The following is a 12,384-nucleotide window of genomic DNA, read 5'->3' as shown; positions in this document are numbered from 1 at the left end:
GCTCCTGGTGGCCCCTCCGGTCTGATCCGGCGAGCCCGGCCCGGCCCGACGCCCGGGCCCCGCGGAACCTCCGCTGAGAGCGAGCATCGGCCGCGATCGCGGCCGAGGGAGGGTCTCAGGCCGGGTTCCGCATCACCGCCAGGCGAGAGCCGACCGCTCGGCCCAGTACTGCTCGGGATCCTGCGGCTCCAGACCCTCCGGCAGCGCCGCGGGACGTGCCCGCAGGTTCTCGAGGAGCTGCGCCGGGGTCGCCGCGCCGCTGAGCACCCGGTCGGCCCACGGCTGGGCGAGTGCGACGCCGAGTGCCCGCTCCTCGGGCGCGTCGACCAGCCGGCGCACCTTCTCGGGGGCGCGCTCGCCCACCAGCCGTCCGTTGGCGAGCGCCTCCTTCACCACGACGAGCCACCCGGCGTCGTGCGCGTCGGCGAGCGCCGCCTCCGCCGACCGCTCGAGCAGGTTCCAGGTGGTCTGCACGGCGCTGAAGGGCGACTCCGGGATCGCGAGGGCGAGCGCGATCGTCCGCGCCTGACCCGGTCCGCTCGTCGAGAGCCCGACCCGGACCCCGGACGCCGCGAGGCCCCGCAGCCGGTCGAGGAGCGCCCGGTCCGTCAGCGCCGGGCTCTCGGGCGTGATCGAGTGCACGAGGTAGCAGTCGGGGGCCGAGCCCAGCGCCTCGAACGTCGCCGACCACTGCCGCTCGAACATCGTCACCGAGTGCTCCTTGCGCTCGTGCACGGGCGCGTCCATCGCCCAGTCGCCGACGTACTCGTAGCCCCACTTCGACTCGACGGTGAGCTCGGCCCGGCGCTGGGGATGCGCGGCGAGCCAGCTCCCGAGGAACTCCTCCGCGCGGCCGTACGAGCGGGCGACGTCGACGAACCGCACGCCCTCGCTCCAGGCCGTGTCGAGCAGCTCGTGCGTGCGGGCGCGGAGAGCGTCGACGCTGCGCAAGCCGGGCGGGCCCAGGTCGCCGTCGCGACCCGCGGTGATGTAGGCCGGCCGGCCGACGGCCGCCAGGCCGAGTCCGATGCGCGCGGTGCTGGATGCCATGGTGCTCGTTCCGTCCGGGAGGGGTGCCCCCACCGTAGACGCGGCCAGACGCGGCGTGCGGTGCAGCCCGGCCCGCCACGCCTCCACCGTCGACGCGTACTCGACCGAGGTGTCGCCCTCCGCCTGCTCGCGACGCCGCAGACCCAGCAGCTCCATCGCCTTCACCGAGCCGCGGTTGCGCGGGTCGGCCCGTCCGACGACCTGCCGGGAGCCGAGGGTCTCGAAGACCAGGCGGAGCAGCGCACGTCCGGCCTCGAGCGAGTAGCCCAGACCCGCGGTGTCCGGATGCAGGAACATCCCGAGCTCGTGTCCGTGGGCCCGCCGCACGATCACGGCGTCTCCGACGAGCCGTCCGGTCGCGAGCTCCTCGATGCCGAGGACGCGCCGGTGCCCCGGCTGCGCGAGCTCCCACTCGGCCGAGCGCTCGGCGAGCCACGCGGGGTAGCCGCCGGGTGCCAGCGGCGGGTGGCGGAGGAAACGCCCGGCCCGCGCATCGCCCCGGTAGGCCGTCACGGCCGACTCGTCATCGAGGCGGAGGGGACGCAGCAGCAGGCGCTCCGTCCGGTGCTCGTCCTCGGGGCCGCTCATCCGCTCACAGTACGAGGCACCCGGCGTCGCGCGGGAGAATCGATCCGTGAGCGGTGGCGGACGGACCCTGGTCGCCGCCCTCGAGCGGCACCAGATCGCGCTGTACCTGCTGGCCATCGTGGTCGCCCTCGGCGCGGGAGCGCTGGTGCCGGCGGCCGAGGAGCTCGACGCGGCCGTGACTCCGGTGCTCGCCCTGCTGCTGCTCGCGACGTTCCTCGGGGTGCCGTTCGGCTCGGTGCTGCAGGCGTTCCGCGACCGCCGCTTCCTCGCCTCGGTGCTCGTGCTGAACTTCGTCGTGGTGCCCGCGGTCGTCGTCGTGCTCACCCGGCCGATCGCGGGAGAGCCCGCCCTGCTGATCGGGGTGCTGCTCGTGCTGCTCACCCCGTGCATCGACTACGTGATCGTGTTCAGCGGTCTGGCCGGAGGGGCGTCGACCCGGCTGCTCGCCGCCGCGCCGCTCCTGATGCTCGTGCAGATCCTCCTGCTGCCCGTCCTCCTGCTGCTGATCCTCGGGCCGGCCGGACCGGCCGCCGTCGACATCGGGCCGTTCGCCGAGGCCTTCGTGCTGCTGATCGTGCTGCCGCTGGCCGCCGCGACGGGGCTGCAGCTGCTCGCGGCCCGGACGGTGCTCGGGCGCCGCCTCCGTACCGGGGTGCTGGGCTCGATGGTGCCGCTGATGATCGCGACCCTGTTCACGGTGGTCGCATCGCAGGCCGGGGCCGTGGCCGACGCCCTGCCGCGGCTCGGGGTGCTCGTGCTGCTGTACGCGGGCTTCGTCGTGATCATGACCGCGCTCGGCGCGGGAGCGGGCCGCCTCGCGCGTCTGGACGTGCCCGCGCGCCGCGCCCTCCTGTTCAGCGGAGTCACCCGCAACTCGCTGGTGGTCCTGCCGCTCGCGCTGGCGCTGCCTCCCGCGCTGTCGGTCGCGCCGGTCGTCGTGGTGACGCAGACGCTCGTGGAGCTGGTCGCGATGGTGCTGCTGGTGCGGATCGTGCCCCGCCTGATCCCGGAGCGCTGACCCTCGGGGCGCTGACCGCGGAGCACCGACCCCGCGCAGGCCCGCGCGCCCGCGGAGGATCCCGCGCTGTGCGGCGGCCTGTCAACCTCCGTCCCTTCCGCGACGTCCCGCCCTACCGTCGAAGGCGAGGACGCCCCTACGTCCTCGCGCCGGTTCCCGCATGCTCCGGCGCGAGCAGCCAGCACCGGAGGATCCCCGTGGCCCAGACCAGCACCGAGCGCGAGCGCACCGCGCCCGACCCCGACGACACCCGCAAGCCCGACGACCCCACCGACGTCACCAAGCGCTCCTGGGGCTACGTGCTCAAGAAGACGCTCCGCGAGTTCGGCGCCGATCAGTGCACCGACCTCGCCGCGGCGCTCACCTACTACGCGGTCCTCGCGCTGTTCCCCGGCCTCCTGGCCGTGGTGTCGATCCTGGGCCTCTTCGGCCAGGCCGAGACCACCACCGACACGGTCCTCGACATCCTCGGCGGGTTCGCGTCGCCCGAGGTGCTCGACACGATCCGCGGCCCGGTGCAGGAGCTGACCTCCTCCCCCGCCGCCGGTGTCGCGTTCGTGACCGGTCTGCTGGGAGCCCTGTGGTCCGCCTCCGGCTACGTCGGTGCGTTCGGACGCGCCATGAACCGCGTCTACGAGATCGACGAGGGCCGGCCCGTCTGGAAGCTGCGTCCGACCATGCTCGGCATCACGCTCTTCACCGTCGCGCTGCTCGTGATCGCGGGACTGCTCCTGGTGCTCAGCGGCCCGGTCGCGGAGACGATCGGCGAGGCGATCGGCCTCGGCGAGGTCGCCCTCACCGTGTGGAGCATCGTGAAGTGGCCCGTGCTCATCGCGCTGATGATCATCATCATCGCGGTGCTCTACCACTGGTCTCCCAACGTGAAGCAGCCGAAGTTCCGCTGGACCAGCCTCGGCTCGATCCTCGCCCTCGTCGTGTGGGCGCTCGCGTCGGCCGGCTTCGCGTTCTACGTCGCGAACTTCGGCAACTACAACAAGACCTACGGCGCCCTCGGTGGCGTGATCGTCTTCCTCCTGTGGATCTGGATCACGAACCTCGCGCTGCTCTTCGGGGCCGAGTTCGACGCCGAGCTCGAGCGCGGCCGCCAGCTGCAGGCGGGCATCGAGGCGGAGGAGCACATCCAGCTCCCGCCGCGCGACACCCGCACCAGCGACAAGAAGGCCGAGAAGCACGCCGAGGACGTCGCCGACGGCCGGAAGCTCCGCGAGACCGCGGGGCGCGAGGGCGGCTGACTCCGGATCGGGCGGGAGCGCCGCCGACGCGGCTCGCGTAGCGTCGGACGGTGACCTCGCCCGATCGCCGCACGCTGGACCGCAGAATCCTGCGGCTCGCCGTGCCCGCGCTCGGCTCCCTCGTGGCCGAGCCGCTGTTCCTCCTCACCGACTCGGCGCTGGTCGGGCACCTCGGCGCCGTGCCGCTCGCGGGCCTCGCGCTGGGCGCGGCGGTGCTGCAGACGGTCGTCGGACTGATGGTGTTCCTCGCCTACAGCACGACTCCCCGGGTCGGCCGTGCGCTCGGCGAGGGCGACGAGCGACGAGCGGTCGCGGCCGGGATCGACGGCGGCTGGCTCGCGCTGACACTCGGCGCCGTGCTCGCGGTGGCCGGCGCGGTGAGCGCTCCGGCCGTCATCGGCCTCTTCGGAGCGGAGCCCGACGTCACCGAGGCGGGCGTGCGCTACCTCGCCGTCAGCATGGCGGGGATCCCCGCGATGCTCGGCGTCTTCGCGCTGACCGGCCTGCTCCGGGGCTTCCAGGACACCCGCACTCCGCTCGTCATCGCGGTGGCCGGATTCGCGCTCAACGCGGGCCTGAACGCCGTGCTCATCCACCCGGCGGGCCTGGGGATAACCGGGTCCGCTCTGGGGACGGTCATCGCCCAGTGGGCCATGTTCGCCGCCTACGCGCTGATCGCGGCGCGGCTCGCGCGGCGCGTCGGGGCGCCGCTGCGTCCCCACCTCGGGGGCGTTCTCGGCTCCGCGGGCTCGGGCGGATGGATGCTGCTGCGCACCGCGGGCCTCCGGGCCGCGATCCTGCTCGCCGTGGCCGTCGCCGGCTCCCTCGGGGCGGAGGAGCTCGGTGCGTTCCAGGTGGCGATGACGCTCTTCAGCGCGGTCGCCTTCGCCCTCGACGCCGTCGCGATCGCCGCGCAGGCGCTGCTCGGGCGGCTGCTCGGAGCGGGCGATCGCGTGCAGGCCCGGGCGGTGACGAAACGCTGCGTGACCTGGGGAATCGGTGCCGGACTCGCGCTGGGCGCGGTGGTCGCGGGCCTGAGCGGCGTGCTGCCGTACGCCTTCTCGAGCGATCCGGAGGTGCTGCGGCTCCTGCCCGCGCTGATCGCGGTGGTCGGCGTCACCGCTCCGCTCGGGGGCTACGTGTTCGTGCTGGACGGGGTCCTGATCGGCGCGGGCGACGGCCGCTACCTCGCCCTCAGCGGTCTCGCGAACCTCGCGGTGTTCGTCCCGCTGGCCGCCCTCGCGGCCTCGGCACCGGCGGACGGGCGCCTGCTGGCGCTCTGGATCGCCTTCGCCGTGGGCTATCTCGGGGCCCGTGCACTGACCCTCGGACTGCGCGTGCGCGGCGAGGCGTGGCTCCGCTGAGAGCTCGAACGAAGTTTCGAACAGGCTGTGGAGAACCCTGTGGAGAACTCCGGTCGGAGGCGCGGATCTCGATAAGCGCGCTGCGCGCGCTACTCGATCACCGGGGCGCCCCCTCTGCTCTCGAACGGCGACGGATCGCCCTCCCCCTCTTGCTGGTCGAGTAGCCGCACAGCGGCGTATCGAGACCCACCCCTCCTCTGCTTATCGAGAAGCCCCGCAGCGCTACCTTGCTGGTCGAGTAGCCGCGCAGCGGCGTATCGAGACCCACGTCCCCCGGACCCGCTCCGCCCCGCGATCAGCGCGGCGCCGCGCTCGTGTTCCCGCGGTGGAACACCGCGTGGAAGCACACCGGAGCCGCCTCCTCGCCCGCGAGCAGCGCCAGCGCCGCCCGTCCCGCCGCACGGCCCTTGTCGACCGCCGGCTGCGCCATCGTCGTGAGGTCGTAGCCCGCCGCGAGCCCCGGCACCTGCACACCGTCGAAGCCGACGACCGACACGTCCTCCGGCACCCGCAGCCCCAGCTGCTCGGCGGCCAGGATCACGCCCGCCGCCAGCAGATCGCTCTGGGCGAGGACCGCGGTCGGCGGCTCCGGCACGTCGAGCAGCACCCGCCCGGCGGCGACCCCTTCGTCGACCGTGCTGGCCGAGGCCGCCACGGCCTCGAGCCCGTCGAACACGTCGCGCACCCCGAGCAGCCGCTCGACGGCCGTGATGCTCGAGCTCGAGCGCCAGTCGTCCGGCACGGGCCCGCGGCGGCGGTCCTTCGAGAACGGGAGCGTCACCGTCGCCGGGTGCTCGTGCCCGAGGTCGCGGAGGTGCTCGGCCAGGGCCCGTGAGGCGTCGCGGTTGTCGAGGGTGACGATCGCCGAGCCGAACTCGGACACTCCCTCGACCACCACGACCGGCACGCGACGGCGCTGCAGCAGCGCCACCGACTCGTCGACGGTCGGGCTGCAGCCGATCAGGATCATGGCGTCGACGGGCGCCGTCGCCATCAGCCCCGAGCCGTCACCGGTCTCGGTCAGCAGCAGGATCCCGGCGTCCGCGCCGCCCAGCACGTCGGCGATGCCGTCGAGCATCGCGATCTTGATCGGATCGCGGAACGCGTGCAGCACGCGCTCGTCGACGACGACTCCGACGATGCCCGAGCGGCCGCGGCGGAGCGACTGCGCGCGCGGATCCGGACCGGCGTAGTCGAGGTCGGCCGCCGCCTTGAGCACGCGCTCGCGGGTCGAGGCCGAGACGGGTCCGGAGCCGCTGAACACGAGCGAGGCGGTCGAGGCCGACACTCCGGCGAGGCGCGCCACCCGGGCCAGCGTCGGACGTCCGGGGCGCTCCTCGGCGCGGGGCTTCTGCGACTCCACGATCCTCCTCGACTCGACCGCCGAGACCGTGTCCTTGACCGTCCCGGGGGTTCCGGATAGCTTAGTCCGGCCCGCCTCGAATCGATTCGACCGGGCCCCCGTCCCGCCTCGCGGGCCCGAGACGCCCCAGCGACCCCTCGGGCCGCGCCCGCTCCAGGAACACGATCATGACCAGCACCTCCGACCTCACCCGCCGACAGCTCGTCGCCTGGCGCAACGCCGTCTTCACGATCTTCGTGCTGAGCGGCCTCGCCGTCGCGACCTGGGTGTCGCGCTCCCCGGCGATTCGCGACGAGCTGGGCCTCACCACCGCCGACGTCGGCGTGCTGATCCTGGCGATGTCGATCGGCGCGATCGTCGGCCTGGCGCTCTCGACGGCGATCATGTCGATGCTCGGCGCGCGCCGCGGCATGGTCGCCGGACTCACCGTGTGCGCCGCGGGAGTCGCGATCCTCGGAGTCGCCGCCGACTCGCTCGGGACCCTCCCCCTCGCCTTCGCGGGCATGGCGCTGCTCGGCTTCGGCAACGGCGCGGTCGACGTGATGATGAACGTCGAGGGGGCCGCGAACGAGAAGGCCTTCGGCACGACCCTCCTCCCGCTCTTCCACGCCTTCTTCAGCCTCGGCACCGTCGCGGGCGCGCTGATCGGCGCCGGCGCCTCCGCGCTCGGGATCCCCGTCGCCGCGCACCTCGGCGGCGTCGCAGTGGTCATCGTCGCGACCGTCGTCGTCGCGATCCGCTTCGTGCCCGTGCGCGCCGATCTCGACACGCAGGGCGTCGCCACCGCGACGGCGCCGGTGCGCGAGCGCGTGGCCGCCTCGCTCGGCGTCTGGCGCGATCCGCGCCTGGTCTTCATCGGCCTGATCATGCTCGGCATGGCCTTCGCCGAGGGGTCCGCGAACGACTGGATGACGCTGGCGATGGTCGACGGCCACGGCACCGACCAGACCACGGCCGCCGTCGTCTTCGGCGTCTTCGTGGCGGCGATGACCGTCGGCCGCGTGATCGGCGGGCCCGTGCTCGACCGCTTCGGCCGCGTGCCCGTGCTGCGCGCCTCCGCCCTGCTGGCCGTGGTCGGCATCCTGCTCTTCATCCTCGCGCCCGTCGACGCGCTGGTGATCGCCGGAGCCGTCGCCTGGGGCCTGGGCTGCTCGCTCGGCTTCCCCGTGGGCATGTCGGCCGCCGCGGAGGGGGCCCACTCGGCCGCGCGGGTCAGCGCGGTCGCGACGCTCGGCTACGTCGCCTTCCTCGTCGGCCCGCCCGCGATCGGCTTCCTGGGCGACCACGTGGGCCTCCTGAACGCCCTCTTCCTGGTGCTGGCGCTGGTGCTCGTCGCCGGCCTCGCCTCCCCCGCGGCACGTCCCGCCCGCCTCCGCGAGAACGCCTGAGGCGACCGCGCGGGAGCGGTCGCCGTGACGCCCGGCGTCGTGCTCAGCGTCGGCCGAGGCGACCGGCCGTGGCCGCCCCTCGATACCCTTCCGGCGTGAGTCCCGCCCTCCGGCGGGCGAGGAGGGAGTCGCCATGAGCCGCCCGAGCCCCGAGCCCTGCCGGGTCGCCCTGGTCACCGGGGCCAACCACGGCATCGGAGCGGCGATCGCCGAGCGCCTCGCGGCCGACGGCCTCGCCGTGCTGGTCGCGTTCCTCGCCGAGGACCTGCCCGAGTACGAGCCCGAGCGCCAGCGCCGCGCGCACGCGAGCGACGGCGAGAGGGTCGCCGAGCGGATCCGCGCCGCGGGCGGGCGGGCGATCGCCGTCTCGGCCGACCTGCGCGACGCCGCCTCGGCCGCCGCCCTGTTCGACGCCGCGGAGCAGGCGCTCGGCCCGGTCGACGTCCTGGTCAACAATGCGACCGGGTCGGTCATCGACACCTTCCGCGCCCGCGAGAACGACTGGATGGGGCGCCCGCAGCGCCGGGTCGACGCCGCGAGCATCGACGCCGTCCTCTCGGTCGACGCCCGCGCCGCCGCCCTGCTCATCTCGGAGCTCGCCGCGCGTCTCGAGGCGCGCGGCGGGCACGGCGGCCGCATCGTCTCGCTCACCTCCGGCGGCGAGCGGGGCTTCCCCGGCGAGGTCTCGTACGGGGCCGCGAAGGCCGCCCTCGTGAACTACACGATCTCGGCGTCGCTCGAGCTGAGCCCCCTGGGTATCACGGCCAACGCCGTCCATCCGCCCGTCACCGACACCGGCTGGGTGACCGACGACGTCCGCGAGGCCGTCGCCGCGAACGACGCCTTCTTCGACGTCGCCGAGCCGGAGGAGGTCGGGGACCTCGTCTCGTACCTCGTGTCCCCGGCCGGCCGGCGCGTCACCGGCAACGTCGTCCGCATGGCCTGAGCCCGAGCGGCCGCACGCGCCCGCGTCTATCCTCGACGGGTGCGTCTCGTCATCGCGCGCTGCTCCGTCGACTACACCGGCCGTCTCAGCGCCCACCTCCCCCTCGCCACCCGCCTGCTGCTGGTCAAGGCCGACGGCAGCGTGCTCGTCCACTCCGACGGCGGCTCCTACAAGCCGCTGAACTGGATGAGCCCGCCGTGCACGCTGATCGCCACGGAGCCGGACGAGACAGCCCGGGAGTCGGGAGTCGTCGAGCAGTGGACGGTCGCGCACAAGAAGACGGGGGACGCCCTCGTCGTCTCGATCCACGAGGTGCTGCACGACTCCGCCCACGAGCTGGGCGTCGATCCGGGTCTCGTGAAGGACGGAGTGGAGGCGCACCTGCAGCGCCTGCTCGCCGAGCAGATCGATCTCCTCGGCGACGGTCACACCCTCGTCCGCCGCGAGTACATGACGGCGATCGGGCCCGTCGACATCCTCGCGAGGGATTCCCGCGGAGCGAGTGTGGCGGTCGAGATCAAGCGCCGCGGAGACATCGACGGAGTCGAGCAGCTCACCCGCTATCTCGAGCTGATGAATCGCGATCCCCATCTCGCGCCCGTCACCGGAGTCTTCGCCGCGCAGGAGATCAAGCCGCAGGCGCGGACGCTGGCGCAGGACCGCGGTATCCGCTGCGTCGTCCTCGATTACGAGTCCATGCGCGGCGTCGACGATTCGCACACCAGATTGTTCTAGCGCCCATGGCGAAGGCCCCCGCGGGATTCCGCGGGGGCCTTCGCCGTTCGAGCGGGACGCTCTACTTGTTGGCGGCGGCGTAGGCCGCCTGGACCTCGGCCGGGATGCGGCCGCGGTCGGACACCTGGTGCCCGTTGGCGTTCGCCCACTCGCGGATCGCCTTGAGCTGCTTGGGGTCGCTCTTCGACGCCGAGGCGACGGAGGAGGCGGCCGCGGGACGGGAGCCGACCCGGCGGGCGCTGGAGACGAACTTCTCGAGAGCGGAGTGCAGAGCCTCGATGTTGTCGGGGCCGAGATCGATCTCGTAGTTGGCGCCGTCGATGCTGAAGCGGACGGTTCCGCCTTCTCCGGAATCGATGGGCGTTCCGTCGATGTCGTCGACGAGAGTGATCTTCTGAGCCACTTTTCCTCCTGTAAGTACTGGACGAGAGAAGACATTACCCCTTTTCTCCCGAGGAGAGATCATTCTCGGTGATGATTCGAGCACGTCGCGCTCTTTATCGGGTCCCTTGTCGCGAAGAATCGCCGCAATAGCCGATTCCCACGACTTGCACAGCACTCGTCGGGCACTGCATTCGACGGACACGGCATTCCCCTCGGAGGACTGACTTCTCGGAGCGGGATTCACGAGGAAAAGCCGCCGATCATCTCCGTTCCGCCGATTCGGAGCAGGAAGCGATCCCGGATAGCGTGAGAGGCATGGCACGGAGAGTCGGACCCCCCGCCCGCCCGGCACGGCCCGGGCCCTATCGCAACGCCCCCGCGCGCGAGGCTCTGGAGGCACTGGTCGCCGCTCCGTCCACGGAGGCCGTCGATCGCCTCCTCACCGCCTGCCTCGAGGGCTCGCTCGTGGTCGACGTCACGGGCTCGCAACCCGGAGGCGTGCCGCACGTGCGGACGGTCGCGACGACGACGGGCGAGCAGGTGCTCCCGCTCTTCACCTCGACCGACGAGGTCCGCACCGCGGTCCCGCGCCAGCAGCACCCCCGCGTGCAGATGCTGGTGCTGCCCGGGCGCGAGGCGTTCGCGCTCATCCGCACGGCCGACTTCGTCGCCGTGCAGCTCGACGCCGGCTCGATCGCCCAGGTCGTGACCCGCTCGTTCATCGAAACCGCACTCGAGAGCACCGAGCGCCCGTAGAGTGTTCTCCCCCGACGGGGCAGCGTCGGCGTCCCCCGCGTCACCCGAGGTCAGGAGCCCCGCCATGTCCGACACGACACTCGCCCCGACCGGCCTCGGCGAACGGGCCGGAACCTGGACCTGCATCCTCTTCGACCTCGACGGCACGATCACCGATTCGGCGCCCGGCATCACGGGGACGCTCGTCGACACCTTCGTCGAGCTGGGCCGCCCCGTCCCCACCCCCGTCGAGCTCCTGGCCTACGTCGGCCCGCCCCTGCTCGACGCGTTCCGCGCGCTCGGCGGGATGAGCGCCGAGGAGGCGCAGGCCGCCCTCGTCGTCTACCGCCGCCGCTACAACGCGGGCGGTCTCTTCGACTCCTCCGTCTACCCCGGCGTCCCCGACGTCCTCGCGCGCATCGCCGAGGCGGGCGTGCCCCTGTCGCTGGCGACGTCGAAGCCCGAGTCGGCCGCGCGCCGGGTCCTCGAGCACTACGGTCTCGCGCAGTACTTCACGGTCATCTGCGGCGCCTCCGAGGACGAGGTGCGCAGCGCCAAGGCCGATGTCGTCGAGGAGGCGCTCCGCCGCCTCCGCGAGCTCGACGTCGACCTCTCGGCGCCGGTCATGGTCGGCGACCGCGAGCACGACGTGCACGGCGCCGCGGCGCACGGGATCCCGACGATCATGGTCGAGTGGGGCTACGGGTCCCCCGCCGAGGCGGCCGGCACGGTCGCCGTGGTGTCGGAGGCGGAGCAGCTCGCGACCCTCCTGCTCCCGTGAGCCCGGTACGATGAGGGCATGACTGGTCTGGGCGTCGTCCTCGCGTTCGCGCTGTTCCTCGGCGGGATCCTCGCCCTCGGGAACGCCTTCCTGTTCCCCGAGCTGGCCGGGTTCATCTTCTTCGGCGGCATCGCGGCGATCTCGCTGTCGCTGGCCGTCGCGTTCCACATCCTGCCGAAATCGCAGTAGCGAACCGGTCCGTGCAGTCGACTCGGCCGGTCCGTCCCGCCCGGTCGCTCCACCCCACTCGGCCGGTCAGCCGAGGGTGCTCGCGTCGAGGTTGATCACGCGCCCGATGTAGACGGCCTCGCCGGCCCCCGCCACCTCCGTGTTCATCCGGAGCAGCTGCTGCACGGGGATCCCGAAGCGCTGCGCGATGTCGAAGAACGTGTCGCCCGCGACGACCGTGTAGCTCACGATCTCGCCCGCGCCGTTCGTCGTCGGCGTGCCTGTCGCTCCCGGCGCAGAGCCGAAGTCGGTCGCGAAGGCGGTCTCGGGGATCTCGGGCACGGGGTTCGGGGTGATGGTCACGGTGACCTCGGGCTGCGGCACGAACACGGTGGCCGTGGCCTGCGGCAGCGCGGCGGTCACGGTGGGGTCGGGCGTCGGAGTGGCCTCCGCGAAGACCGTGACGGTGACCGTCGGGGTCGGGCTCGGCGCCGGTCATGGTCGGCGACCGCGAGCACGACGTGCACGGCGCCGCGGCGCACGGGATCCCGACGATCATGGTCGAGTGGGGCTACGGGTCCCCCGCCGAGGCGGCCGGCACGGTCGCCGTG

General features: G+C 73.1%; 14 protein-coding genes. 10 read left to right on the top strand and 4 right to left on the bottom strand.

The window, feature by feature from the left end; all coding sequences use genetic code 11:
- Positions 1-132: 132 nt before the first annotated feature.
- On the bottom strand, positions 133-1,638 hold the full coding sequence (locus tag NB037_RS16275; protein WP_251947588.1) for a GNAT family N-acetyltransferase: 1,506 nt from the start codon (positions 1,636-1,638) through the stop codon (positions 133-135).
- Positions 1,639-1,684: 46 nt separating this feature from the next.
- Between NB037_RS16275 and NB037_RS16270 the strand changes: the two genes are divergently transcribed.
- From NB037_RS16270 to NB037_RS16260, 3 genes are all read left to right on the top strand, one after another.
- Complete coding sequence (locus tag NB037_RS16270) at positions 1,685-2,656, top strand: arsenic resistance protein (protein WP_251947586.1); 972 nt, start codon at positions 1,685-1,687, stop codon at positions 2,654-2,656.
- A 197-nt stretch (positions 2,657-2,853) separates the two neighbouring features.
- Positions 2,854-3,909, top strand: a complete 1,056-nt coding sequence (locus NB037_RS16265; protein ID WP_251947584.1) for a YihY/virulence factor BrkB family protein — start codon at positions 2,854-2,856, stop codon at positions 3,907-3,909.
- Between the two features lie 50 nt (positions 3,910-3,959).
- A complete protein-coding gene (locus NB037_RS16260; RefSeq protein ID WP_251947582.1) occupies positions 3,960-5,273 on the top strand; it encodes an MATE family efflux transporter in 1,314 nt (437 codons plus the stop codon).
- A gap of 295 nt (positions 5,274-5,568) precedes the next feature.
- On the opposite strand, the gene NB037_RS16255 is transcribed toward NB037_RS16260, so the two are convergent.
- Positions 5,569-6,636, bottom strand: a complete 1,068-nt coding sequence (locus NB037_RS16255; protein WP_251947580.1) for a LacI family DNA-binding transcriptional regulator — start codon at positions 6,634-6,636, stop codon at positions 5,569-5,571.
- A gap of 167 nt (positions 6,637-6,803) precedes the next feature.
- On the opposite strand from NB037_RS16255, the gene NB037_RS16250 reads away from it, so the two are divergent.
- The 3 genes from NB037_RS16250 to nucS all read left to right on the top strand — a co-directional run bounded on the left by NB037_RS16250 (position 6,804) and on the right by nucS (position 9,705).
- Positions 6,804-8,024 carry an MFS transporter gene (locus NB037_RS16250; protein ID WP_251947578.1) on the top strand — a complete coding sequence of 407 codons (1,221 nt, stop codon included), beginning with the start codon at positions 6,804-6,806 and terminating at the stop codon, positions 8,022-8,024.
- A gap of 133 nt (positions 8,025-8,157) precedes the next feature.
- On the top strand, positions 8,158-8,970 hold the full coding sequence (locus NB037_RS16245; RefSeq protein WP_251947573.1) for an SDR family NAD(P)-dependent oxidoreductase: 813 nt from the start codon (positions 8,158-8,160) through the stop codon (positions 8,968-8,970).
- 39 nt (positions 8,971-9,009) lie between these two features.
- On the top strand, positions 9,010-9,705 hold the full coding sequence (nucS, locus tag NB037_RS16240) for an endonuclease NucS (RefSeq protein WP_251947571.1): 696 nt from the start codon (positions 9,010-9,012) through the stop codon (positions 9,703-9,705).
- Between the two features lie 61 nt (positions 9,706-9,766).
- Here nucS and NB037_RS16235 read toward each other — a convergent pair whose 3' ends face one another.
- On the bottom strand, positions 9,767-10,108 hold the full coding sequence (locus NB037_RS16235) for a histone-like nucleoid-structuring protein Lsr2 (RefSeq protein WP_207403343.1): 342 nt from the start codon (positions 10,106-10,108) through the stop codon (positions 9,767-9,769).
- A 296-nt stretch (positions 10,109-10,404) separates the two neighbouring features.
- Between NB037_RS16235 and NB037_RS16230 the strand changes: the two genes are divergently transcribed.
- The 3 genes from NB037_RS16230 (at position 10,405) to NB037_RS16220 (ending at position 11,794) form a co-directional block, all read left to right on the top strand.
- Positions 10,405-10,845 (top strand): SseB family protein, encoded by a 441-nt coding sequence (locus tag NB037_RS16230; protein WP_251947570.1) that lies wholly within the window; start codon positions 10,405-10,407, stop codon positions 10,843-10,845.
- A 64-nt stretch (positions 10,846-10,909) separates the two neighbouring features.
- Positions 10,910-11,605 (top strand): HAD hydrolase-like protein, encoded by a 696-nt coding sequence (locus tag NB037_RS16225; protein WP_251947567.1) that lies wholly within the window; start codon positions 10,910-10,912, stop codon positions 11,603-11,605.
- Positions 11,606-11,623: 18 nt separating this feature from the next.
- Positions 11,624-11,794, top strand: a complete 171-nt coding sequence (locus tag NB037_RS16220; RefSeq protein ID WP_207403269.1) for a hypothetical protein — start codon at positions 11,624-11,626, stop codon at positions 11,792-11,794.
- Positions 11,795-11,860: 66 nt separating this feature from the next.
- On the opposite strand, the gene NB037_RS16215 is transcribed toward NB037_RS16220, so the two are convergent.
- On the bottom strand, positions 11,861-12,196 hold the full coding sequence (locus NB037_RS16215; protein ID WP_251947566.1) for a LysM peptidoglycan-binding domain-containing protein: 336 nt from the start codon (positions 12,194-12,196) through the stop codon (positions 11,861-11,863).
- A 74-nt stretch (positions 12,197-12,270) separates the two neighbouring features.
- Between NB037_RS16215 and NB037_RS16210 the strand changes: the two genes are divergently transcribed.
- Positions 12,271-12,384 (top strand): HAD hydrolase-like protein (locus NB037_RS16210; RefSeq protein WP_279309024.1); only part of this gene is annotated, 114 nt, incomplete at its 3' end.

Source organism: Rathayibacter rubneri (assembly GCF_023743255.1).
GTDB classification, from domain to species: Bacteria; Actinomycetota; Actinomycetes; order Actinomycetales; family Microbacteriaceae; genus Rathayibacter; species Rathayibacter rubneri.
Note: the sequence above shows the minus strand (reverse complement) of the source record. Positions and strands in the feature narration are given on the sequence as shown.